This window comes from Streptomyces sp. NPDC026673 (assembly GCF_040638135.1).
GTDB lineage: Bacteria > Actinomycetota > Actinomycetes > Streptomycetales > Streptomycetaceae > Actinacidiphila.
The window spans coordinates 28,037-53,667 of sequence record NZ_JBEZXR010000048.1 but is presented as its reverse complement, the minus strand read 5'-3'; the positions used below and the strand labels follow the sequence as shown (position 1 = coordinate 53,667).

Here is a 25,631-nt window from a genome sequence, read left to right as displayed (position 1 = left end):
CCGAGCCGGGAGCCTCGCGGGACGCGGGTGTGTCGAATACCCCTGTTGAGCCACTCCGGGAAACCCGTATCCCGGAGACGACGCCGATGGATTTTCCAGTCGCGGACATAAGCCTTCCGTCAATGTTCCGAACGGAGCGGAAGAGGCGGATCTCCTGGCTGTTAGCCTCCGGACCGTTATCCCGGTCCTGTCCGGGATTGCGCGTGGGTCGTCGCTCCCGCGTGCCGCATCACGGTTTCCCGAAAGGCATTCGCATGCTCCTCTCCACGGCCGAGTCGTGGTTCCGCCGGTACTCCGGAGACGGCCATCCCGCCTTGCGACTGGTCTGCTTCCCCTATGCCGGCGGCTCGGCGTCGCTGTTCCGCGGGTGGGGCTCCCGGTTGCCCGACGGTGTCGAACTCCTGGCGGTGCAGTATCCGGGCCGGGAGGACCGCAGGCGTGAGGAGCTCATCGGAGACATGGACGAGCTGCTCGACCGGGTCAGCGGTGCCTGGGCCGAACTCCCAGAAATGCCCTATGCGTTCTTCGGGCACAGCATGGGCGCCATGGTGGCGTACGAGCTGGCCACCCGGCTGGAGCGGACGACCGGGCAGGGCCCGGTCCATCTCTTCGTCAGCGCCGCGCACGCGCCCGGTACGGGCACCGTGCCGACGGACGCGCCACCGGAGGAGCTGGCGAACCACATCGACCGCTACTTCGGCGGTCTCCCCGCGGAGATCCGCGACGACGAAGCCTGGGTCCGCCAGTTGACGCAGCTCTTGGCCGCCGACTTCGCGCTGTACCGCTCGTACCGTCCGCGTCCCGGCGCCCCGTGGCGGCTCGGCGCGGCCATCACGGGCTTCGCCGGCGACCAGGACCAGGTGGTGCCCGCCGCGCACATGGCGTCCTGGGCGGACCGCACCGCCGCGGGGTTCGAGCTGCGCAACGAGCCGGGGGCCCACCTCTTCATCCGTGAAGGGTGGGCCCCCGTCGTCGACACCGTCAGCGCCGTGCTGCGCCCCCGCCTGCTGGGCTGAGCAGCGCCGAATCCGCCTCGTCCTGCAGGGCGTCCGCCTGGCCCTGCAGGACGTCGAGGTCCTCGGAGATGACGCTGCCGGTGGGGATGTCGGGCAGCCTGTCCTCGATGCGCCGCAGCGGACGGTAGCGCAGCCCGAGAACGCCCCAGCAGGACAGCAGGAGCCCACCCGTGATCATCAGCAGGCCCATGCCGCGGCTCGGTCCGTCGCCCAGTACGGTCTGGAACACGTGGCTCCCGCTGACCAGCGGGCCGAAAACGTGCTCGTTGAGCACCGGGGTCAGCAGGAAGCCGAGCGGCATCATGGCGGTGGCCAGCATCTGGTTGGTCGCCACGACCCGGCCCTGGAGCTCCAGGCCGACCTTCGCCTGGATGATCGCCAGCCAGTGCGCGTTGAGCACGGCGTTCAGTGCCCACCACAGGAACAGGCCGATACCCATCAGCACCGGTGCCGGCCGCAGGCCGATCAGGGCGGTGGCCAGGCCCATGCCGACCGTGGTGGCGATCATGCCGTCGGCGCGGCGGCGGGTGCCGCCCCAGAAGGCCATGGCCAGTCCGCCGACCGCCGCGCCCAGGCCGCCGGCGGCGGTCACCAGGCCGAGGACGGCCGGGGTGCTGAAGGACAGCACGAGCGGGGCGGTGAGCACCGTCGTGGTGGCGGTGATGTAGTTGACCACCACGAAGAAGACCACCATCGCCACCATGGGTTTGCGGCGCACGATGAAGCGCCAGCCGCCGGTGATGGCGGAGGCGAAGGTCTCCCGTCGCTTGCGGAACAGGCGGTCGGGGAAGCGCACGGCCAGCAGGACCGCCGCGCCGCCCGCGAGGCCCACCAGGTCCAGGGCGATCACGCCGCTGAGTCCGGCCAGAGTGATGAGCGCTCCGCCGAGGACGGGTGCGATGAGGGTGCTGAGCGCTGTGCCGAGTTGGGCCACGCCGTTGGCCTGTGCCAGGTAGGGCTTCGGTACGAGCTGCGCGACGGCCGCGAGGTAGGCCGGGCGCTGGAACGCCGCGGTAAGCGAGGTCAGCCCGGCGAACACGGCGATCTGCCACACCTGGAGCGCGCCGGCGGCCGCGACCGCGGTGAGCGCGGCCAGCGCCGTGCCGTAGACGGCGGTGCAGCCCAGCATGACCTTGCGCCGCTCGTAGCGGTCGGCCACCGCGCCTCCGAGGGGGGCGCCGAGCACGGCGGGCAGCAGGGCCAGCATGGTGATCATCGAGTAGTAGCCGACGTTGTGGGTGCGCTGGTAGACCCATACGCCGAGACCGAAGGCGGTCAGGCTCGCGCCCGTCAGCAGGATCGTCTGGCTCAGCGCCAGCAGGGCGAATCTCCTCAGGTCGCGCAGGTCCTGACCGGCGGGCCGGCCGGGACGCGCGGGGGCGGCTGACGGCGTGCTGCCGGGCGTGGCGTCCGCGGCCGGACGGGCGGTGATCCGTGCGGAGACGATGTCGGCGAGTTCGCCCGCCTGGTGCTTGACGAAGTAGTGGCCGGCGTCGGGGATGCGGGCCAGGTCGACCCGGTCGGCGAAGGCGTACCACTCGGCGTACCGCTCCTCGGACAGTTCCGTGGTGCGGTCTCGGTCGCCGACGACGCACAGCACGGGCGTGCGCAGGCGCGCCGCCTCGGGGGTGCCGAGCCGGGCGCTGAACCAGTCCACGGCCTGGCGTACGTCGTGCCGTACGCCGCGGATCACGGCCTCCTCGGTCGCCTCCTCCAACTGGCCGCCGAGGGCGGAGAGCACCTCGCGGTAGGCCCGGTCGGAGGTCCAGCGGTCGCTGGGGAACCAGCGGTCCACCAGGGAGGAGAGGCGTCCGGGGAGCCGGGCCGTGGGAAAGGACGCGCCGAGGACGACGCCGGCCAGTTCGGTGCCGCGCGCCTCGAGTTCCAGGGCGAGGCCCACCGCGGTGGCGGTGCCCACGCAGTGCCCGTAGACCAGCACGGGGCCTTCGCGTCCGGCGAGTTCGTCCCGGCAGCCGTCGATCAGCTCGGCGAGGCTCGGCATGACCTCGTCGGGACGGGCCGGGTCGTGCCCCGGCGGTTCCAGGGCGAGGACCTCCGCGTTCGGGTGACGTGCCGACAGCTCGGCGGCGAGCGGACCGTAGGAGGCGGCGGAGCCGCCCGCGTACGGGACGCAGAGCACGGTCAGCCCGACGGCTGTGCCTTGTGCCGGTCCGGCCAGCCGCTGGAGGAGACGGGTGTCGCGCTCGGCGGGCCCGTCCAGGAAGAGCGCCAGGTCGCGCACGGTGGGGCGGGTGAACAGGTCGATGACCCGCAGGTCCGGGTCGATGGCGCGGGCGGCCCGCAGGGCGCGGAAGGAGTCGCCGCCGAGGGCGAAGAAGTCCTCGTCGACGTCGAGGTCGGCGTCCGGGAGTTCCAGCACCTCCTGCCAGACGGCGGCGATGCGGCGCTCGGTGTCCGTGCGGGGTGTGACCCGCTCGGCCGGGGCCTGGGCCGACGGCTGGGGCAGGGCGGCGCGGTCCACCTTCCCGTTGGGGGTCAGCGGGATGGCGGGGATCGCCGTCAGGGCGGTGGGCACCATGTGGCTCGGCAGGTCGGCGCGCAGCGCGGTGCGGGCGGCCTTGATGTCCAGCGGCTCGTCGCCGGCGGGGACGAGCCAGGCCGCGAGGTGGCGCTGGTTGCCCGAGCCGACGGCCAGGACGACGGCCTCGCGTACGCCCGGTAGGGCGCGGCAGGCGGCGGCGACCTCGCCGAGTTCGACCCGGTAGCCGCGGACCTTGACCTGGTCGTCGAGGCGGCCGAGGAACTCGATGAGGCCGTCGGCGCGCACGCGGACGCGGTCGCCGGTGCGGTAGCAGCGGCGGGTGCCGTCCAGCGGATCCGGGACGAAGGCCCGTTCCGTGGCCTCGGCGTTGCCGAGGTAGCCGCGGGACACACCGGGGCCCGCGATGAGGAGTTCGCCGGGGACGGTGGCCGGCAAGGGCCGCCCCGCCGGGTCCACGACGTGGCAGACGGCGTTGGGGAAGGGCGTGCCGAGCGGGGCCACCGGTCCGCCGCGCCGGTGCGGGTCCACCTGGCCCAGGTCGCAGCCCAGGACCGAGATGGTGGTCTCGGTCGGGCCGTAGTGGTTGTGCAGGACCAGATCCGGGCGGGCGGCGCGGATGCGGTCGGCCAATTCCCACGGGCAGGGCTCCCCCGCCAGCACCAGGGTGCGACGCGGCAGCACGGCCGCCAGATCGCCGTGGGCGGCGAGGAGTTCCACGTGGCTGGGGACCATCTTGACCACGTCCACCGGGTGCGTGGTGAAGTACGCGGCGAGCCGTTGCGGGTCGGTCGCGGTCTCGCGGTCGACGAGGTGCAGGGTGCCGCCGCTGATCAGGGCGCCGAAGACCGACAGATAGCCGAGGTCGGCGGCCGCGGTGGACAGCAGGGCGAAGGAGCGGCCGTGGCCGTCGACGCGTTCCAGGCCGCCGTGCGCGTAGTGCACGAGGCTGCGGTGCTCGACGGCCACGCCCTTGGGCGTGCCGGTGGAGCCGGAGGTGAAGATGACGTAGGCGAGGTCGCCCGGGGAAGTCCTGGTGTCAGGCCTGGTGTCCGGAAGCGTCGCGTCGGCGGCTGTCCCACCGATGAGCGTGGTCGCGACGGCGTTCACGCGTCCGGCGAGTTCGGCCTGCACGAGCAGGTGCTCGCTGCCCGATGCCGCCAGCGTGGCCGCCAGCCGCTGGTCCGGGTAGGACGGCTCCAGCGGTACAAAGGCCGCCCCCGCCTTGAGCACGCCGAGCATGGCGGCCGCCAGGTCCACGCCGCGTTCGGCGAGGACGGCGACCGGGGCCTGGGGCCGTACTCCGGTCGCCAGCAGCCGGTGGGCGACCCGGTTGGCCCGGCGGTCCAGCTCGGCGTAGGTCAGCGAACCGTCGGCGGCGACGACCGCCACGGTGTCCGGGGTGCGGTCCGCCCAGTCCTCGACCAGGGCGTGCAGGGGGCGGTCCAGCGGGTACGCACGGACCGGTCCGTGGACGACGCCGGCGCCGGGCTCGTCGAGCGCGAGTGAACCCACGGGGGCGTCGGGGTCGGCCAGCAGCCCGTCCAGCAGGCGGAGGTACCAGCCGGCGAGGCGTTCGGCGCTGTCGGGCTCGAATCGCTCGGCCCGGTACTCCAGGATGCCGCTGAGGGTGCCGTCGGACTCGCGCTCGAAGAGCTGGAGGGCGAGGTCGGCCTTGACCGAACCGGTCGTGATCTCGCGGAACTCCGTGGTCAAGCCCGCGAAGAGCTCGCGGACGTCGGGCCGGCGGTAGAGGTTGGCCATGGTGTCGAACAGGGGGTTGGCGCCTGCCGAGCGCTCGGGGCGCACCCGTTCCACCACGCGCTCGAACGGCACGTCGCCGTTGCCGATCGCGTCCAGGACCGTACTCCGCACGCGGTCCAGGAGCGTCCGCCCGGAGGGGTCGCCGGACAGGTCGGCGCGCATCACCACGGTGTTGACGAACAGGCCCACCGCGCGGTCGCTGCCAGGGGTGCGGCGGCCGCCGTCGGGGACGCCGACGGGGATGTCCGTGCTCCCCGAGATACGGGCCAGCAGCGCCTGCCAGGCCGCGAGCAGCACCATGAAGGGCGTGCAGCCAGACGACGAGGCCAGCGCGCGCAACCGCGCGCGAACCTCGGCGGAGAAGACCAGCGGCACCGCGCCGCCCAGGTCGGAGGGGACCGGGCGGTGCGGACGGTCGGCGGGCAGGTCGAGTCCCGCGCCGCATCCGGACAGTCGTTCCTCCCACCAGTCCAGGCGGGCGTCCTCCAGTTCCGCGGGGAGCCGCTCGGCGACGGCGGCGTACTGCGGTGCCGACTCAGGTACGGGACCAAGGCCCCGGCGGGCGGCGTACAGCGCGGCCAGGTCGTCGATCAGCAGGCCGTTGGACCAGGCGTCGGTGGCGATGTGGTGGACGACCAGCAGCAACGCGTGGTCCTGCTCGCCCACGGTGAAGCAGGCGGCCCTCAACGGGCACTCCTGGTCCGGCGCGATCGGGCGGCGGACGCGTTCGCGCACCTGCCGGTCCAGCTCCTCCTCGGGATCGGGGTGGGCGGTGAGGTCGACGTCCTCCACGGGCACGTCGGCGACGGGGCGGATCCGCAGCACCGGCCGCGGTCCGGAGGCGTCCACGACACCGCGCAGCACCCGGTGCCGCTCGGCGAGGTCGCGTACCGCGCCGAGCAGGGCCTCCCGGTCCAGCGGCCCGCGCAGCCGCAGCAGCACGGGCACCAGGTAGGCCGGGCTGTCGGGCTGCAACTGGGCCTGGAACCACAGGCGTTCCTGGGCAGTGGTGAGGGGTGCGGGAGCGTCGTCGTCACGGGGGGCGCCCTGCCGGGCGGCCGCGGCGCGCGTGGCCAGCAGGGCGCGCAGCCGGTCCTGGTCGGTTGCCGGGGTACGGACGGGGGACGTGGTCATCGGGCACCGCCTTCCGCGTCGAGGAGGGCCAGCGCGTGGCGTTCGACCTCGGCCGCCAGATCGATCAGCACGGGAAGTTCGAAGACGCTGCGGACGGGGAGTTGCACGCCGAGCGCGTCGTGGACCTCACGGGTCATCCGGATCGCGGTCAGCGAGGTGCCGCCGAGTTCGAAGAACGAGTCGGAGGCGGTGACCCGTTCGGTGCCCAGCAGTCCCGTCCAGACGTCCGCGAGGAACTCCTCGATGACGCCGGTGGGTTCCGTGCGCCGCTGTGCGCGGTCGGCGGCCGGCGCTGCGGGACTCTCCACGGGTGGCGGCTCGGGCAGCACGATCGCGGAGCACGGCCGGTCGGGTTCGGCGACGCCTTCGGTCAGTACCCGGAGGAAGCCGTCGAGCAGCGCCGCGGCGGCTTCCGCGTCGAAGCGCTCGACGTCGTGGACGAGGTGGATCTCGGTGCCGGCGGCCGTCTCGTTGACCAGGAAGGTGGCCTCGTTGGGTGCCGCCCCGGTGTCGAGTTCACCGAGTGCGGTCAGTTCCACCGCTCCCGCACGGGCCCGTACCGGGGCGCCGGCGGGGCGTACCGACAGCGTCACCGGGGTCAGCGGAACCCCGGGCAGCCGTGCCACGCCCGCGGAGTCGGCGGCGGCGGACAGGGCGTCGGCGGACAGGTCGGGGTGCCGGAGCGTACGGTTGCGGGCCAGCGTCGCGAGGGCGGCCACCGACCGGAAGGTCTGCCCGGGTTCCCAGCGCACGCGGACGGGCAGGACGGCGAGGAGCGGGCCGACCACCCCTTCCAGCTCCACCAGGTCACGGCGGACCGCCGGAACGCCGACGAGCACGTCGCGGTCGCCGGTCCAGTGGCCCAGGAGCACGTCGAGGGCCGCCAAGTAGACGGCGAACTCGCCGAGCCCTGCGGAGGCGCCGAGGCGGCGAACCGCCTGCGCCGTCTCCGCCGCGAGGGGGCGGACCAAGCGGGTCCCGCGCTGTGCGGACGGTCCGGTGCGGGCACGCCGTGCGAGGGCGTACGGGGGCCGGGCACCGGTCAGTTCGCCGTCCCAGAAGGCGCGGGCGGCCCGGTCCGCGGCCGCGTGGACCTCCTGCTCCCAGCGGGCCACGTCGCCCGGTTGGAGGGCGGGCTCGACCGGTGCGGCGCCCGCCAGGTGCGCGGCGAGTTCCTCCAGGAGGATGCCGGCCGACCATCCGTCGAAGGCGAGGTGGTCGACGGCGATGACCAGGCGCGCGGCGTCGTCGGCCGTGCGCACCAGGGTGGCACGCAGCAGTGGTACGTCCTCGTCGGGCGCGAAGGTCTGCCGGGCGGCCCGGTCGACCAGGGCCTGAGTCTCGTCCGCGGTCAGGGTACGGGCGTCGTGTTCGGTGAAGGGCACGGGGGCCGCCGGACGGACCTCTCCCCCGGGAACGTCCGGGACGTCCGTTCCGCCGGCGCCGGGCGCCGGCTCGCGCACGACGGTGCGCAGGGCCTCATGCCGGGCGGCGAAGGAGTCCAGCGCCGCGATCAGCTCGGCGGTCCCGACGCGGCCGACGATGCCGATGGCGAACGCCTCGGCGGTGACCCCGGGAAAACCGCTGACCTGACGGGTGGTCCACAGCTGCCGCTGCATGTCGGTGAGCGGTACCCGCGCGCTGCCCGAGTCCCTGACGGGCAGCGGCACCGGCGCCTCGGCGGCTCCGGCGACACGGCTCGCCAGCGCCGCGACGGTGGGCTCGGTGAGGAAGTCGCCGGGGCTCACGGCGACACCGAGTTCCGCGCGGACGCGGGCGACCACCTTCGCCGCGGCGAGCGAGTGTCCCCCGAGGGTGTCGAAGCGGTCGGTCCTGCCGACGCGGGGCAGTTCCAGGACGGCCGCGATCACGGCGGCCACCCGCTCCTCGACTCCGTCACGGGGTGCCTCGTACGGGTCGCCCTGCGGTGCGCCGACGGGTGCGGCGGGCATGGGGGGCAGCGCCGACCGGTCGACCTTGCGGTTCGTGGTCTGGGGCAGTGCGTCCACCACCATGATCCTGGACGGGACCATGTACTGCGGGAGTTCGCCGCGCAGGTGCCGCAGCAGGCCGTCCTCGTCGACGCGCAGGTCGCCGTCCGGCACGGGGGCCTCGGCGTAGGCGTGCAGCACCCGCGTGCCGTCGGCGTCCTCACGGGCGACCGCGACGGCGTGCCGTACCCCGGGGTGGCGGAGCAGCGCGGCCTCGACCTCGCCCAGCTCGACCCGGAACCCGCGGATCTTGACCTGGTCGTCGATGCGCCCCAGGTAGTGCAGGACGCCGTCCACCCGGCGCACCAGGTCACCGGTGCGGTAGCGGCGGCCGCCCGGGGAGGCCGGGTCGTCCACGAACCGCTGCGCGGTCAGCTCCGGCGCACCGAGGTAGCCTCGGCCCACCAGAGGTCCGGCGACCCACAGTTCGCCCGGTTCGCCGTCGGCGACCGGCCGCTGCCCGGCGTCGCGGACGGTCAGCTCACCGCCGGCGATGGCCGCGCCGATCGGCGCGCTGTCACCGCCGTCGCGTTCCAGGACGTGGACGCTGCACGCCACGGTGCACTCGGTGGGCCCGTAGACGTTGACGACGGTCTCCACGCCGGGCTGGGCGTAGACCCGGTCGACCAGCGGCCGGGTGACCGCCTCGGCACCGATGTTGACGCGGCGGATGCCGCGGGGAAGTGGCTGCTCCAGCAGGGTGGCGAGGGCCGAGGGCGTCGCACCGATCATGGTGATCTCGTCGCGTGCCGGGAGCGTGGGCAGTGCCAGGATGTCGTCCGCCAGGACCACGGTGCCGCCGGTGGTGAGAGGCCCGAAGATCTGCAGGACCGACTGGTCGAAGGAGATCGACGCGCTGGCGAGTCCGGCCCGCAGGTGCTGCGGGTCGTAGCTGCCGGCCACCCAGTCCAGCAGCGCGACGACCGAGGCGTGCTCGATGACGACGCCCTTGGGCGTGCCGGTGGAGCCCGAGGTGAACAGGACGTAGGCCGTGCCGTCTCCGGCGGGGACCGTCCGGTCCCCGCTCTCCTCGGCGGGGACCGCGCCGGTGCCGTCGTCGACCAGTACGGGCGTGGCGCCGGTCGCGGCGACCGTGGAGGCCGCCTCCTCGGTCGTCAGCACCTCGCGCAGTCCCGCCTGCTTGACCATCGCCGTCAGCCGGGACAGCGGCAGGGCGGGGTCGAGCGGGACGTAGCCGCAGCCTGCCCGCCACACCGCCAGCAGTGCGGCCGGCAGGCGCTCGTCGCGTCCGAGGCAGACGCCCACCAGGCCGCCGGCCGGTTCGGACAGCAGGCCGGCGAACCGGGCTGCCAGCGCCGCCAGTTCGCGGTAGGTGGTCCGGTGCTCACCCGCGATCACCGCGGTGGCGTCCGGTACGCGCTCGACCTGTGCTCGGAACAGGTCGTACACACTGGTCATGGGGTCTCTTTCGAAAGACTCGATGTGCTCGTTGCCGCTCGTGCGACCGCTCATGCGACCGACAGCCCCCCGTCCACGTGGAGCAGCGTGCCGGTGATCCAGGACGCCGCGGGGCTGGACAGGAACAGCACGGAGGAAGCGATGTCCTGCGGGGTGCCCAGGCGGCCGAGCGGGAGGGAGTCCGCCCGCCCGGCGAACGCCTGGGCCGGGTCGCCGTCGGGGACGGCCAGCATGTGCGCGGCCACACCCTCGGTGGGTACCGGGCCGGGTCCGACCGCGTTGACGCGGATGCCGTACGGTCCCCACTCCCGGGCCCAGGAGCGGGTCAGGGAGACGATGGCGGCCTTCGCGGCGCCCGCGTGCGCGAAGCCGGGGAAGCCGCGGTCGGGTTCCGGCACGACGATCGAGGTGATGGCGGCGTTCCCGGCGGCCCTGAGGTCCGGCAGAAAGGCCATCGTGGTGTTGAAGGTGCCCGTCAGGTCGATGTCCACGACGGTGCTGAAGCCCCGCAGCGTCATCTTCTCCGCCGGGGCGCGGAAGTTGCCCGCGGCGTTGTTGACCAGGACCCGGGCCGGGCCGAGCCGTTCGGTGACGGTGTCCCGCAGCGCCTGGACCTGTTCGGGGCGGCGTACGTCGCACACGACGTCCAGGCAGGGGCGTCCGGTGCGCGCGGTCAGCCCTTCGGCCGCGGCGCGCAGTCGTTCGGCGTTGCGGGAGGCGATGGCCACCCGGGCGCCGTGGCGCAGCAACGCCTCGGAGATCGCCAGGCCCAGGCCGGAGCCGCCGCCCGTCACGACGGCCACCTGACCGTCCATCAGGGAGGGGTCGAAGAACCGCTGCCCGCTCACGCGCCCCTCACCTCCTGCGCCATCAGGCGCACGGTGGGGCGCTCGAAGAGGGTGCCGATGGAGATGTCCACGCCGAGTCGGTCCTTGATCCGGGTCATGAGCTGGACGGCGGTCAGCGAATCGCCGCCGAGGTCGAAGAAGTCCTGGTCGGGGCCGAGGTCCGGGATGCCCAGGGCCTCCGCCCACAGTTCCCGCAGCGCCTCTTCCGCATCGTCCGCGGCAGGGGCCGCGGCGGGAGCCGCGGGGACGGGTCCGGCAGCCGCTGGGCTGACCGGAGCCGGTGCCGGAGCAGACGCCGGGGAGGGTACCGGCTCGCTCGTCACCGGTGCCGGGGACGCCACGGGCGCGGCGGGCACTACGGGTACTGCGGGCTCTGCCGGCGTCGTGGCGCCGGGCAGCGTACTGCCCGCCGGGGTGACGGCGACCTGGCCCAGGAGCTGCCCGGACAGCAGGCGCAACAGCTGCCTGGTGCCCTGCCCGGGCGTCAGCGCGTCCGTCAGTTCGCCGGACGACGCCGGTGCGGAGGCCGCGACGGGCGCGGGGGCCGCGACGGGCTCCGCGCGGCGCATCCGGAAACCGCGGACCAGCAGCACCGGGCGGCCCTGTGCGTCGTGCACGTCGACGTCGCCGACGACCATGCGCGACTCCGCGCGCAGGCCGTGGGCGCGCACCAGGATCTCGCCCGGCAGGTCGGCGAGGACGGTCACCCGCTCGTAGTGGAACGGGAGATGACCGGCGTCGCCGCCGCCCTGGATCAGACCGGTGGCGCGGTCGAGCAGCGCCGGGTGGACCGGGTGGTCGGCGAGGTCGGCGGAGTACGGCGCACCAAGGGTGAACCTGGCGAGCCGGTCGCCGTGGTCGGTGCCGACGACGTCCACCGCGTCGCCCCATCGCGGACCCATGTCCACCAGGGAGTCCGCGCCACGGGAGGGTGCGTCCAGCCCGACCACGTCGAGGCTGTCCAGCAGCGCCGGGACGAGGTCGGCGGCCTGCGCGGAGGCGCCCGCGCCGATGCGGCAGCGGGAGTACTCGGCCCAGCCGTCCTGCTGCCCGGCGGGCCGCGCCAGCAGGCGTACCGCGCCGGCCGCGAACTCCACACGGACCTCGACCGGTCCGTCCGCGGCGAGCGGAGCGGTGAAGACCAGGTCGGCCAGCTCGATCGGGCTGCCGGCGCCGGCCTGGCCGGACTCCCGCGCGGCACGGACGACGAGGTCGATCTGCCCCGTCCCCGGCACCACGGGCCGTCCCGCGACGCGGTGTTCGGCCAGCAGCCAGTCCGCCTCGGGGTCCAGCACCAGGCTCCACACGGCGTCCGCGGTCGAGGAAGGTTCGGTGGCGGGGGCGCCGGTCAGGCCGCCGCGGCCCGCGGCGGCCCGGGTCCCGGAGGAACCCCCGCCCGCGGCGCGGACCTCGGCCAGGGTGGAGGAAGTGGCGGCCATTCCCACGCCGCTCCACGCGGGCCAGTTGACGGAGATCACCGGGGCGCCGGCGATGGTCGTGCCCGCCCAGGCGTCGAGGTAGGCGTTGGCCGCCGCGTAGTCGCCGCTTCCGATCAGGCCGGTGACGGCGGCACGGCTGGAGTAGAGGAGGACGAAGTCGAGTTCGGGTTCGTCCGCGAGCAGCCGCGCGAGGTTCCCGGTGCCGGTCACCTTGGGCGCCAGAACTGCCTCGGCGCGCTCCGCGTCGCGGAGGGCCAGGAGTCCGCCGCCGGGGATGCCCGCGGCGTGCAGCACACCGTTGACCTGGCCGTAGCGGCGCCGCACCTCGTCGAGGGCGGAGCCCAGTGAGGCCTCGTCGGTGACGTCGGCGGTCAGCGCGACGGCGGACGCTCCCAGCTCGGCCAGGTCGTCGAGCACCTCGCGTACGGGGTCGCCTGCCGGGCCCTCGGGCACGCCGCGCCTGCCCAGCAGGACGAGACGGGGCCGGATGCCGGTCTCGGCGAGCGCCAGCGCGCTCTGCAGACCGAGGCCGCCGAGGCCGCCGGTGACGACGTAGACGCCGCCACGGCGCAGCAGTTCGGGCCGCGCGCCGGTCAGGTCGGCGGCGGTCCACCCCGGCAGCCAGCGGTGCTGGCCGCGCAGCGCGGAGACCCGGTGGTTCGCGTCGAGCAGTTCCGACGCGAGAACCTGCGGCGCCACGTTGCCGCCCAGGTCGATCAGACGGGGCGTCAGCCGCGGCATCTCGTCCGCGATGGTGCGGACCAGACCGGTGAGCATCGCGGCGGACGCGTCGACCCGCTCGCCGCCCGTGACGTTCACCGCGCTCGTGGTGAGCACGGTCAGTTCGGTCGCGGCCGAGGCCAGCGCACGGCACAGCGCCATGGCGGTGCCGAAGCCACGGGCGTTGTCCGCGCCTTCGGTCACCAGGAGCACCACCCGGGCGGGCATGCACTCCAGGGACGCGAGGAGCTGCTCGATGTCGGCGGCCTCGCCGGGACGTACGGAGCGGTCGCGGCCGTCCGTCCGCAGCCGGTCGCCGAGTACGACGCGTACCGGCCGGTGTCCGGCGGCGCGCAGGGCGTCTGCGGCGGGGCGGGCCTCGGGAACGCCGGCGGTGTGGAGGAGGAGTGCGGTACCGCGCTCACCGGGTTCGCGGTAGTCGACGGGACGGACCAGGGCGTCACGGGTCCAGTACGGGGTCCACAGCCCCACGCCGGTGGTGGCCGGCGCGGCCCCGGGCACGGCCGTGGGGGTGGCCGGGACGGCTTCGGCCAGGACAGCCGGGACCGGGGCCGGGGCCACCGCCGCGGGCTCCGGTCGTACGGCCTCGGGTGCCTTCTCGGCGGTCACGTCGGCGCGGAACGCGGGCGGCTCGATCCAGAAGCGCTTGCGCCGGTAGGGGTACGCGGGCAGGTCGACGCGTCGTGCGTCGCCGTCGTGCAGGGCGGCCCACTCGACGTCGCCGCCGCCCACCCAGAGCGCGCCCAACGCGTCGAGGAGGCCCTCGCGCTCGGCATCCGCGCGGTCGGACAGCGCCGTGGCGAAGACGTGGTCGCCGCCGGTGCCGCGCAGCAGGGTCGTCAGGGTGGTGCCCGGGCCGACCTCCACCACGGTCGCCGGTCGGGCGAGCGCGACGACGGCAGCCTCGGCGAACCGGACCGGGGAGGTCAGCTGTCCGGCCCAGAACTCGGGGTCGCAGGCCTCGGTGTCGGTGAGGACCGCTCCGGTCGCGGCGGAGACCACGGGGATCTCCGGGCCCTTCAGGCGGCAGTCGCGCAGCACCTCCGCGAAACGCCCGGCGGCCTCGGCCATCATCGGGGTGTGGAAGGCGTGCGAGGTGGCCAGGGTCCGCACCTTCAGCCCGGCGTCCGCCAGTTCGCGCGCCTGCTCGGTGATCCGCTCCGGTGCGCCGCCGAGCACGGTCTGCCGGGCGGCGTTGAACGCCGTCACCGACACCCCGTCGAGCAGTCGTCCGGCCAGCTCGGCCGGGCCCGCCTGGACGGCGAGCATCGCTCCGGCCGGGGCGTCGCGCATGGCGAGGGCGCGAGCGGCGACCGCCCGGACGACGTCCTCCTCCGCAATAACGCCGGCGGCGGCCGCGGCCACGAGCTCACCGAGGCTGTGCCCAAGGACCAGCTCGGGCACCACGCCGTACTCCCGCAAGGTGCGGGTCAGCGCGAGTTCGGTCGCGCACAGCAGCGGCTGGGCCAGTTCGGTGCGGGCGATCCGCGCCGCGTCGCCGGAGCGTGCGACCTCGGCCAGGTCCTCGCCAAGCTCGTCGGAGAACGCCGCCAGCAGCGGGTCCAGGTGGGAGCGGAAGACCGGGTCCGTCTCGCGGAGCGCCATGCCCATGGCGGGCCGCTGCGCTCCCTGCCCGGGGAAGGCGAATACCGGGGCGCGCAGGATGCCGTCGGAGCGGCGCAGTCCCGCAGGGGCCTCCTGGGCCAGCCGCCGGGCGGCGTCGGCGATGTCACCCGCGACCAGCGCGGCCCGCGCGGCGCGGTGGCCGGTACGGCTGGCCTGCAGGGTGAACGCCACGTCCGCGGCGCGCAGGGCGGTGTCGGCGCGGAAGCGCTCGGCGAGCCGGGTGCGCAGCGCGCGCTCGTCCTCCTCGTCGCGCGCCGACCAGACGAGCAGCTGCGCCCGGTCGTCGGGCCCCGGCGCGTCGGCGACGGGGGCCTCCTCCAGCACCACATGGGCGTTCGTGCCGCCGATGCCGAACGAGCTGACGCCCGCACGGCGGGGCGCGTCGACGCGGGGCCAGGGGGTCACGTCGGTGACGACGTGGAACGGGGTCTCCTCCAGCCGCAGGTGCGGGTTGGGGGTGGTGAAGTTGATGGACGGCGGGATCTGCTCCCGGTGCAGCGCCAGTACGGTCTTGATCAGGCCCGCGACGCCGGCCGCCGGGCCGAGGTGCCCGATGTTGGACTTCACCGAGCCCAGACCGCAGGCGCCGGGGGTGATCCCGGCCTCGCTGACCAGCTCGAACGCCTGGGTCAGCGCGCTGACCTCGACCGGGTCGCCGAGCGCCGTGGCGGTGCCGTGCGCCTCGACGTAGCCGACGGTCGCCGGGTCGACGTCGGCGACCGCGTAGGCCTCGGCCACGCAGCGGGCCTGCCCGTTGACGCTGGGGGCGGAGAAACCGACCTTCTCCGCGCCGTCGTTGTTGATCGCGGACCCGCGGATCACGGCCAGGATGCGGTCGTTGTCGGCCCGAGCGTCGGACAGGCGCTTGAGCAGCACCGCGCCGCCGCCGTTGCCGAACACCGTGCCGCCGGCCTGGGCGTCGAACGGCCGGCAGCGGCCGTCCGGAGAGTAGATCCCGCCCTCGGCGTGGCGGTAGCCGCGTCCGTAGGGCATCTCGACCTCGACGCCGCCGGCGATCGCCATGTCGCACTCCCCCGCCCGCAGCGCCTGGCAGGCGAGATGGACCCCGACGAGCGAGGTCGAGCAGGCGGTGGCCACGGACAGGCTGGGGCCGCCGAGGCCGAGCTTGTAGGAGACGAACGTGGCCAGGTAGTCGGGGTTGTTGCCGACGTCGACGGCGAGTTCCCCGTAGCGCCGCACCGTGTCGGGGTTGCTGCGCAGGTTCTGCTCGGCGTAGCGGTTGGCGGTGGCGCCGGCGAAGACGCCGACCGCGCCGGGGTAGCGCGCCGCGTCGTAGCCGGCGTGGCCCAGCACGGTGTGGCACAGCTCGAGGAACAACCGGTGCTGCGGGTCACGCAGTTCGGCCTCGCGCGGCGTCATGCCGAAGAACCGGGCGTCGAAGCGGTCGACGTCGGCCAGCAGCGGGCGGGCCCGCACGTACGCCGGGTCGGCCAGTGCCTCCGGGTCCTCGCCCGCGGCCAGCAGTTGCTCGTCGGTCAGCTCGGCGATGCAGTCGCGGCCGGCCAACAGGTTGGTCCAGTACTGCTCGACGTCGCCGGACTCGGGCAGCCTTGCGGCCAGCCCGATGACGGCGATGGGTTCGACAACGGACATCGCTTTTCGGTGTTCTTTCTGTTCTTGGTGTGCGGGGCGCGGCGGGACGCCGCCGGGCGGGAAGGCGGTGGTCAGCGCGCGGAGAAGGCGTCGCGGATGGCACGGCGGGTCTGGAGTTCGCCCTGTGCCTTCCGGGGACGCGGGACGGTAGCGGGGTCCGCGCCGCCCGACCGGCCGGCCAGATGGGCGGCCAGGGAGGCGAGGGTGGGGAACCGGAAAAGGGTGACGACGGCGAGGTCGGGTCCCGCCGTTTCGAGGAGCCTGCGGTGCAGGCGCAGCATGTCGAGCGAGGTGAGGCCCGCGTCGAAGAAGTGCTGTTCCGGCGCGGGGGTGCGGCCGCAGGTCTCCCGGACCGCGGCGGCGATCGTGTCCTGCAGGGCCTTCGTCGAGGCCGGACCGCTGGGACCGGCGGGACGGGCCGGGAGCGGGGCCACCTGGCCCGGCCGCGCCGGGGCCGCCGGCGCGGGGAGCGTGCCGAGGTCCGGCTTGCCGTTGCGGTTGAGCGGGATCGCGGCGACCTCCACCACCTCGGGGACGGCCCAGGACGGCAGGTGGGCGCGGAGCCGCTCCTCGGCCTCCTGCCGGGCGGGCAGGCCCGTCGCGGGGACGACCAGGGCCACCAGTACGTCGGGGCGGTCCGGATGGATGCCGACCGCGGACTGGGCGACGGAGGGCACGGCGTTCAGCACGGCCTCCACGGCGGCGGGTTCCACGCGGTGCCCGCGCACCGACACCTGGCGGTCGGTGCGTCCGCAGATCTCCACGTCGCCTTCGGGTGTGCGGCGGCCGAGGTCGCCGGTGCGGTACTCCGTTCCCGAGGCGAGCCCGGCACCGCGGACGACGACCTCGCCCAGCTGGCCCACGCCCGCCGGGGTGCCGGAGGAGGTCACGACCTCCAGGGTCCGGTAGCCGGTGCCCGTGCCGACCGGCACGGTGGCCCGGTGCGCCGCCCGGCCCGTCGGCTCGCTCCACCGGTGGACGCTGCTGGCCTGGGACGTCTCCGTGGTGCCGTAGACGTTGTAGAGCCGCGCGCCGGGTGCCAGCCGCCGCAGCGCCCTGGCAACGTTGTCCGTCAGCGGGGCGCCGTAGCTGCTGACGACGCGTACGCCGGGCAGGGTGCCACCGCCGGCCGTGATCAGCTGCGCGTGACCGGGCGTCACGTTGAGGACGGTGCAGCGGCGTTCCGCCAGCACCTGCAGCAGCTCTTCCGGGTCGAAGCGTTCGGCCGCCGACGGGACGACGACCGTGGCGCCAGCGGTGAGTGGCAGCACCATCTCGCGCAGGACGGGGTCGTGGCCGGCGCCCGCGAGGGCGCAGAAGACGTCCCGGGGACCGAGGTCGAGCTCCTCGGCGTACCAGGCGAAGGCGGTCGCCAGGGCGTCGGCGGGGACCCGGACGACGGACGGTTCCCCGGTGGTGCCGGAAGTGAGCAGGGCGTGGCTGAAGTCCGAGTGGAAGGCGGCGGGTCCCGGTGCCGCGGGCGCGGCGTCGAGCAGTTCGGCGACGTCCAGCACCGGCACTTCGGGCGTCCCCTCCCCCGGGCTTCCGCCGGGGCCGACGTGCAGGACGGCGGCGGCGTTCATCCGGTCGACGGCGTCCTGTCGCCACCGCTCGGGGGTCTCGGCGTCGAGCAGGAGGACGGGGCGGCCCGAGTGCCAGGCGCCGAGGAGGGCGACCGGGAGCATCGGCTCGCGGTGGGCGACGACGGCCACCGTGGCTCCGGGGGCGACGCGGGCCGACAGCGCGGCGGAGCAGCGCAGTACGGCGTCGCGCAACGCGCCGTAACCGAGGACGGCTCCGTCCGGGCCGATCACGGCAGGAGCCTCGGACGACTCTCCGGCCCGGGCGAGGATCCCGTCGACCATCTCGCCGACCGTCACTCGTTCCGTCGTGGGCGCGACGGCCGCTGTCGCGGGGGCGGCACCGCCGAAGCCGGTGACCGGACTGGCGAGGTCGCGCGTCATGGCCCGCAGCGCCGAGCGCCACTGGTCCAGCGCGGCCAGGGCGACGTCCCTCTCGTACCGGTCCTGGGCGTGCACCACCTGGAGGCGGTAGCGGCCCTGGTCACGGTGGAGGTAGAAGCCGAGGTCGAACAGGGACCAGCCGACGGGCACCTCGACCGGTTCGGCGGGCGCGCCGGCGAAGCTGCCGGGCGCGGTGGCCTCGCTGAGGTCGTTGAACCAGGTCTGGAAGTACGGGTTGCCCAGCGGAGTTCGGGAGGGGCGCAGCGCGGCGACCACCTCGTCGAAGGGGACGGCGCTGTGTTCGACGCCGCGTGCGAGCGCTTCGCGCACTCGCTCCAGGGCGTCGCCGAGGCTCGGGCGGTCACCGACGTCCAGTCGTACCGGGACCGTGTCGACGAAGAAGCCGACGGTCCGCTGGAACTCGGCGCGGTCGCGCGCGGAGGCGGCCACGCCGATCACGACGTCCCCGCGGGAGCTCCAGCGGGCCAGGACCAGCGCGGCGGCGGTGAGGAAGACCATCGCCGGGGTGCATCCGGCGCGGACGGCGAGGTCGCGGACGGCACGGTCGTCCTCCTCGTCCAGTGTCACGGCCGTGGCGTCACCGGTGAAGGTGGGCACCGCGACGGGCGGGAGCGCGAAGGGAAGGTCGCCTGCGGCCGGGGCGTCGGTGAGCGCGGTGCGCCAGTAGTCCACGGCGCTCTCCACCGTGGCCTCGCGCCGCCGGCTCTGCAGGGCGGCGTACTGACGGTAGTCGGCGGCCGCGGGGAACGCGGGCGCGGCCGATGCTTCGCCGCCGCTCGCCCGGGCGTACTCCGCGGCCAGTTCCTCCAGGAGCACGTCGAGGGTTCGCTGGTCGGCGATCGCGTGGTGCAGGGCCACCGTCAGGACGGCGGTGCCGTCACCGGTGTTGAGTGCGGCGACGCGGTAGAGCGGGCCGCGCTGCGGGTCGAGGACCGTGTCGCGGTTGCGGCGCAGGAAGGCCTCGACCTCGCCCGGCGCGCCGCGCTCCACCGTGACCGGGGACGGGGACGAGGGGTCGACGGTGAGCAGCAGTTCGCTTCCGTCGTCGTGCAGTGCGGCGCCGAGCATGGGGTGCCGCCGGGCCACCGCCGTGACCGCGGCGGACAGGGGTTCCCGTTCGATCTCGCGGTGGATCCGCAGCGCGCCGACCACGTTGTAGGCGGGGCTGTCGGGGAACATCTCGGACAGCAGCCACATGCGGCGTTGCCCGGGCGCCGCGGCGACCGGGCCGGCCGGTACCTCGGGGAGGTCGGCGGGGCGGTCGGCAGCGGCCACGGCGGCGCGCAGCTCGGCCAGGGTCGGGTCGTTGCGCAGGAAGTACCCGAGCGGCAGGGAGACCCCGAGCCGATGGTGGATCTCGGCAGCCACCCGCGCGCCCAGCAGGCTGTGCCCGCCGAGCGCCACGAAACGGGCCTGCGGATCGTCGACGTCGGCGGCCTGTGGGAGCACCTCGTACCAGATCGACGCCACGGCGTCGGGGTCGTCCTCCTCGGCGGAGGCGGCCGTCCGGCCGGAGCGTTCACGCATCAGGCGCTGCAGCAGCGGTCGTCCGCCGCCCGCCTGGCCGGACCGTGACGCGGGCCGCCGGGCGTTCAGCTGCTCCTCGGCGCGCTGCCGGAGCAGCTTGCGGTCCCGCTTGCCGCTGCTGCTGAGGGGGAGCTCGGTGACGATGAGGAAGCGGGTCGGCACGTACGCGGGCGGTACCCGGTCGGCCAGGTGCTCACGGAGCCTGCGGGGCAGTCCGTCCCCGGCCTGTGTCCCGGCGCCGTCGGCGGCGGGACGGACCCAGGCCACCAGTTCCACGTCCTCGCCCACCTTGGCCGCCACCACGGTGCCCTCGGCCACTTCGGGGTGGCCGTTCAGGTGGTGTTCGACCTCCTGCGGCTCTATGCGCTGGCCGCGGATCTTGACCTGGTCGTCGACGCGGCCCAGGTACTCCAGGCCGCCGTCCACCACCCGTACCCGGTCTCCGGTGCGGTACCAGACGGGCACCGACGCGCCGGCGTCCGCGGGGACGAACGCCCGCTCCGTAAGGTCGGGCCGGTTGAGGTAGCCCAGGGCCAACGGCATGCCGCCGATGCGCAGTTCGCCTTCCTCACCGGTGGGGACCGGCTTGCCGTCGCCGCCGAAGACGCCGAGGACGCAGTTGTCGACGGGCAGCCCGATGAGGATCCGGTCGATGTCGGCCGTCTCCCGCGGGCAGGTCCAGTGCGTGACGTCGATGGCGGCCTCGGTGGGGCCGTACAGATTGTGCAGCCGGGCGGTCAGGTTCGTGGTGAAGTCACGCGCCACGGCGACGGGCAGGGCCTCGCCGCTGCAGAACACATGCCGCAGCGACGTGCACTCCCGCGCGCCGGGACCGCGCAGGAACTCCCGGAGCATCGACGGCACGAAGTGGCACACGGTGATCCGGTGTTCCTGGACGGCGCGCGCCACCAGGGCCGGGTCGCGGTGCTCCTCCGGTGGCAGGAAGACGCAGGTGGCCCCGGAGATCAGCGGCAGCCACAGCTCCCAGCCGGAGACGTCGAAGGTCACCGGGGTCTTCTGCAGGATCCGGTCCCCCGGCCCGATGCCGTAGGTGTCGCGCATCCACAGCAGCCGGTTGCACAGCGCCATGCCGGGCAGGACGACGCCCTTGGGCGCGCCTGTCGAGCCGGAGGTGAACAGGACGTACACCGGCTGGTCGTCGGCCACCCGCGGCAGCGGATCCGCCACGAACCCGGGACCGGCGAAGTCCGCCGCGACACGCGACGCGTCGACCTCGACGGTGCGCAGCCCGTGCGCGGTCAGGACCGGTCCGGCCTCCCCGCCGACGAGCGCCAGCCGGCTGCCGGCGGTCTCCAGGACGGAGGCCAGCCGGGCGGGCGGATCGTTGGGGTCGACGGGCAGGTAGGGCAACCCGGCCTTCAGGACGCCCAGCAGTGCCGCGAGCAGCCCGTTGCCGCGGGGCACGGCCACCACGACCGGCACCCCCTCCGGAGCCCGGTCACGCAGGGTCCGGGCGATGGCGTCGGACCATGCGTCCAGCTGCCCGTAGCTGAGGGTCTCCGTCCCGGACCGCACGGCCGGGCGGTCCGGGTGCCGTTCCGCCACGTCCCTGATCAGACCGGGCAGGCCGGTCGGACAGTCCCGTTTGACCTTGGGTCCCGTGAGTTCCACGGATCCGGCACCCGAGTTGTGTTGCACGTCCCTTGCTCCTCTCGCCCGGACAGGGCCGCGAGTCACCCTAGGAACAGGCGCTCGAAAGCCACAGAGGCGCTGATGAGTCCTTAACAACCGTGCGATTCCGGCCTCTTGTCCGCGTTCACCCGAATGCGCCGGGAAGCGCGACGGGCGCGTCGGCACCTGCGACGGGCCGGGAAGTCGGCCACCGCACCGGCGACGCGGCGCGCACTCCCGGACGGCCGGTCGGCCTTTCGGGGCCGTGCGCCCCGGCCGCCGTTGGCCAAGGACCCGAACGACGTGGGAATCGGATGGGCCGATCCGGAGCACCGAGGGCCCCCGCACCCGTGGGCCGGTGACGGCGATCCGCCGGCGCCGTCGCCTGCTACCGCAATCATTTTTTTGACGGGGCCCTGACGACAGGTCCGGACGGACGCCGCCTCCCCGCGCCGGCAGGAAGGTGTGGGTATCGTCCGCCGTATCGCACCCGGCCCGCGGCACAGCGGCCCGCGCGGAGGAGGAGCACCATGGCCGATGGCCGACACGGAACCCCGCCGGACGGCGGACCCGCGACGGGCTCGCCCGAGGGCCACGGCCGGGGAGCGCACGACGCGGTACGTCTCGCGGTGGTGGTCGCCGCTCTCGGCGTGGTCTTCGGCGACATCGGGACCAGCCCGATCTACACCCTCCAGACCGTGTTCAACCCGAGCGATCCGCATCCCGTCCCGGTCTCCACGGAGAACGTGTACGGGGTGGTGTCGCTGGTGTTCTGGTCGGTCGTGGTCATCGTCCTCGTCACCTACGTGCTGCTGGCGATGCGCGCCGACAACGACGGCGAGGGCGGCATCATGGCCCTGATCACCCTGCTGCGGGGGTGGAGCGCGCAACAGGGCGCACGGGTCACCGCCGTGCTGGCCGCCCTGGGCATCTTCGGCGCGTCACTGTTCTTCGGCGACAGCATGATCACCCCGGCCATCTCGGTGCTGTCGGCCGTCGAGGGGCTCAAGGTGGTCCAGCCCTCGCTGGAGAGCGTCGTCGTACCGGTGACCGCGGTCATCCTGGTGCTGCTGTTCCTCGTGCAGCGCAGGGGCACCGCCGTGGTGGGCCGGGTGTTCGGGCCGGTGATGGTCGCCTGGTTCCTGGCCATCGGCGCCTGCGGAGTGGCGGGCATCGCCGACCATCCGCAGATCCTCAGGGCGCTCTCGCCGACCTACGCCCTGGGTTTCCTCTTCGGCCACTTCGGAACGGCCTTCTTCGCCCTGGCCGCGGTCGTGCTCGCGGTGACCGGGGCGGAGGCGCTCTACGCCGACATGGGGCACTTCGGCCGCCGGGCGATCACCCGCGGCTGGCTGTTCCTCGTCTTCCCCGCCTGCGTGCTCAGCTACTTCGGCCAGGGCGCGCTCATCCTCGCGGACCCGGCCAACATCAGCAGCCCGTTCTTCCTCCTCGTCCCGGACTGGGGACGGCTGCCCATGGTGCTGCTGGCCACCGCGGCCACCGTGATCGCCTCACAGGCGGTGATCACCGGGGCGTACTCGGTCGCCTCACAGGCGGCCCAGCTCGGCTACCTGCCGAGGCTGCGGATCGCGCACACCTCCGAGTCCACCATCGGCCAGGTCTACGTCCCGTGGATCAACTGGCTGCTCATGGTGTCCGTCCTCACCCTGGTCTTCGCGTTCCGCAGTTCCACGGCACTGGCCTTCGCCTTCGGCATGGCGGTCACGGGCACCATCACCATCACGACCCTGCTGTTCTTCTATGTGGCCCGCGCGAAGTGGGGCACGCCCGTGTGGCTGCTCGCCGCCGGCGCCACGGTGCTGCTCTTCGTCGACCTGCTGTTCGTGGCGGCCAACCTGACCAAGCTCGTGCACGGCGCGTGGCTGCCGCTGCTGATCGGGCTCACCGCGTTCACCGTCATGACCACCTGGCAGCGCGGCCGTGAGATCGTCACCGCGGAGCGGGCACGGCGGGAAGGCTCGCTGCGCGAGTTCGTCTCACGGCTCCGCAGCGGGCAGGTGCGCACGCTGCGGGTGCCCGGCACGGCCGTCTTCCTCAACCGGGGCAAGGAGACCGCACCCCTGGCCCTGCGGGCCAACGTCGAGCACAACCACGTGCGGCACGACCAGGTCGTCATCCTGGCCCTCAAGACGGAGCCGGTCCCCCGCGTCCCGGCCGACCGGCGGATCGCCGTCGACGACCTGGGCTACGCCGACGACGGAATCGTCCACGTCACCGCCCGGTTCGGCTACATGGAGACACCGGACGTGCCCGGAGCGATCGCCATGCTCGACCCGGCGGTGACCGAGGGGCGGCTGCGGCTCGACGAGGCGTCCTACTTCCTGTCGAAGATCGAGCTCCGGCGTGGAAAGGCCCCCACCATGGCCCCCTGGCGCAAGCGCCTGTTCATCACCACCTCGTACATCACCGCCGACGCCGCCGAGTACTTCGGCCTCCCCCGCGACCGGACGGTGATCATGGGTTCGCAGATCGAGGTCTAAGCGCGTCTGCCCCCGGCGGCTCCCGGCTGCCCTGGCCGAGGCCTTCCCCACGGCAAGGTCGGCAGACGTTCGGTGCGAGCGATGGCCGAGGCGATCAGGCCTGAAGACGGAACCCCATGTCTCTCCCGCGCCTTGCCGACAACCTGGCGCGGCAGGCCGCGGTGTTGACGCGATTCCGACGACATCACCAGCGCCCGTCACAGGACGTCAGGAACTCGTCAAACTCTCCCAGCCCGACGTCAAGGCCGCGACAGTGAAGCCGCGCGCCTGCCGGCACCGCGCGAACGTGATGGCTCGCGGGGCAGAGTGGCGCAAGGCCACTTCGGGGGCGCGACGGGGAGGCACAGCGCGATGACGGACACCGTCGCCATGGCCACACGTGAAGGGACCGATCCTTCAGATCCGGAGAACCGGTCTGAAGTCCCGTCGGGTGCGAACGGCCCCGGTGGGTCCCGCCCTTTGCCGTCACCCGCTCCCCCAAGACGGTCCCGGTTTCCGCGCCGCCCCATGGCGGCACTGCGCGGCCGCCGCCCCGGTACCGTTCCCTCCCGGCTTCGGCTGCTGCGCGGCGTGCTCTTCGCGACCGCGGCCGGACTCGCGGGCATCCTCGCGACGGGCGGCGTCACGCTGAGCGCATCGTGGTCGGACATCCGCGACCACTCCGCGCCCCAGGTGACCAGTGCCACGGGCCTGTACTTCACCCTCAACGACATGGACGCCCAGCTCGCCAACCGGCTGATGCCGGGGGCCCAGCGGGCCGAGGCTTCCACGCTCTACGACCAGCGGCGTGCCGAGGCCGCCGGCCACCTCCGTGAACTCGCGGAAGCGACCGAGGACGACCCGGCCGCCGAACGCGACGTCGCCGAGGCCATCACCGACCTCGGCGCATACGAGGAACTGGCGGCCCGCGCCCTGCTCCTCAGCGAGCAGGGCCGCCGCCCGACGGCGGTGGCCACGTACAACTCCGCGTCGGACCTCATGCGCACGCGCCTGCTGCCAGAGGCCGATCGTCTGGTCATCGTCAACGACGCCGCCTTCGAGCGCACCTACCAGGAGAGCTCGGACGCCCAGTCCGTGGTCCGGAAGGCCTTCCTCCTGACGGGACTGTTCCTGCTCGCCCTTCTGGCCCTCTTGCAGGTGTACCTGCTTTCGCGTTTCCGTCGTGTGATCAACCCCGGTGCGGCCGCCGCCAGCGCGCTCATGCTCGTCGTGCTGGTCACCGGGCTCGTCGAAATCTCCGGCCAACGCGAGCAATTGCGCATCGCGCGGCACGACGCCTTCGATTCCGTCGTCGCCCTCACCCGGGCGAGGGCGGTCTCGTACGACGCCAACGCCGACGAGTCCCGATACCTCCTGGACCGCGCCGGCGCCGCCGGGCACGAAAGACACTTCCTCGCAAAGAGTCAGCAGCTCATGCACCTGCCCGGTGCCACCATCAGCACCTACGACGCCGACCTCACGGCCGCCCTCGGCAGGTACCGGAGCGACACCGCCGATCTGCCCTTCACCGGCTACTTCGGCGACGAATTCCGCAACATCACCTTCGCCGGCGAGCGGTCCGCAGCCGAGCGTGTGCTCGCCGCCTACCAGATCTACCAGCGCGACGACCGCACCATCCGCGCCCTGGCCACCGCCGGGAAACTCTCCGAGGCAGTCGCCTTCTGCACCAGCCATGCCCCCGGAAACTCCAACTACGCCTTCGACCAGTACGACAAGGCACTCGGCGAGCTAATCGCCATCAACGTCGCGGCGTACGAAGACGCCTCCGCCAAGGGCGCGGACCGGGCGCTGACCACATACCTGGGCCTCGCCGGCGCCGCACTCGCAGCCGCGGGACTCGCAGCCCTGGGACTGCGCCCCCGACTCGCCGAATTCCGCTGAACGGCCAAGAGAC

At 73.9% G+C, this 25,631-nt stretch carries 8 protein-coding genes; 3 read left to right on the top strand and 5 right to left on the bottom strand.

Annotation, left to right across the window (positions count from 1 at the left end):
- Nucleotides 1-254: 254 nt before the first annotated feature.
- Nucleotides 255-1,016, top strand: a complete 762-nt coding sequence (locus AB0F62_RS27915) for an alpha/beta fold hydrolase (protein ID WP_361804852.1) — start codon at nt 255-257, stop codon at nt 1,014-1,016.
- Here AB0F62_RS27915 and AB0F62_RS27910 read toward each other — a convergent pair.
- The 5 genes from AB0F62_RS27910 to AB0F62_RS27890 all read right to left on the bottom strand — a co-directional run bounded on the left by AB0F62_RS27910 (nt 982) and on the right by AB0F62_RS27890 (nt 21,263).
- A complete protein-coding gene (locus AB0F62_RS27910; RefSeq protein ID WP_361804849.1) occupies nt 982-6,414 on the bottom strand; it encodes an amino acid adenylation domain-containing protein in 5,433 nt (1,810 codons plus the stop codon). The two genes, AB0F62_RS27915 and AB0F62_RS27910, sit on opposite strands and share 35 nt — an antisense overlap.
- Entirely contained in the window at nt 6,411-9,824 is a 3,414-nt protein-coding gene (locus AB0F62_RS27905; protein ID WP_361804846.1) for an amino acid adenylation domain-containing protein, read from the bottom strand. Before AB0F62_RS27905 ends, AB0F62_RS27910 begins: the two co-directional genes overlap by 4 nt.
- Nucleotides 9,825-9,874: 50 nt before the next feature.
- Nucleotides 9,875-10,672 (bottom strand): SDR family oxidoreductase, encoded by a 798-nt coding sequence (locus AB0F62_RS27900; protein ID WP_361804843.1) that lies wholly within the window; start codon nt 10,670-10,672, stop codon nt 9,875-9,877.
- Complete coding sequence (locus tag AB0F62_RS27895; RefSeq protein WP_361804840.1) at nt 10,669-16,092, bottom strand: type I polyketide synthase; 5,424 nt, start codon at nt 16,090-16,092, stop codon at nt 10,669-10,671. The genes AB0F62_RS27900 and AB0F62_RS27895 overlap by 4 nt, the downstream gene beginning before the upstream one ends.
- A 71-nt stretch (nt 16,093-16,163) precedes the next feature.
- Entirely contained in the window at nt 16,164-21,263 is a 5,100-nt protein-coding gene (locus AB0F62_RS27890) for an amino acid adenylation domain-containing protein (RefSeq protein ID WP_361804837.1), read from the bottom strand.
- Between the two features lie 503 nt (nt 21,264-21,766).
- Between AB0F62_RS27890 and AB0F62_RS27885 the strand changes: the two genes are divergently transcribed.
- Nucleotides 21,767-23,737 (top strand): potassium transporter Kup, encoded by a 1,971-nt coding sequence (locus AB0F62_RS27885; protein ID WP_361804834.1) that lies wholly within the window; start codon nt 21,767-21,769, stop codon nt 23,735-23,737.
- Nucleotides 23,738-24,244: 507 nt separating this feature from the next.
- Nucleotides 24,245-25,618, top strand: coding sequence for a hypothetical protein (locus tag AB0F62_RS27880; protein ID WP_361804831.1), 1,374 nt, complete (start codon nt 24,245-24,247; stop codon nt 25,616-25,618).
- The last annotated feature ends 13 nt before the right edge of the window (nt 25,619-25,631 follow it).

Bases quoted from the DNA above. Each gene is read 5' to 3' on its own strand.
- AB0F62_RS27905 (WP_361804846.1), bottom strand. From the start codon at position 9,824: ATGACCAGTGTGTACGACCTGTTCCGAGCACAGGTCGAGCGCGTACCG.
- AB0F62_RS27910 (WP_361804849.1), bottom strand. From the start codon at position 6,414: ATGACCACGTCCCCCGTCCGTACCCCGGCAACCGACCAGGACCGGCTG.
- AB0F62_RS27885 (WP_361804834.1), top strand. From the start codon at position 21,767: ATGGCCGATGGCCGACACGGAACCCCGCCGGACGGCGGACCCGCGACG.
- AB0F62_RS27915 (WP_361804852.1), top strand. From the start codon at position 255: ATGCTCCTCTCCACGGCCGAGTCGTGGTTCCGCCGGTACTCCGGAGAC.
- AB0F62_RS27895 (WP_361804840.1), bottom strand. From the start codon at position 16,092: ATGTCCGTTGTCGAACCCATCGCCGTCATCGGGCTGGCCGCAAGGCTG.
- AB0F62_RS27880 (WP_361804831.1), top strand. From the start codon at position 24,245: ATGGCGGCACTGCGCGGCCGCCGCCCCGGTACCGTTCCCTCCCGGCTT.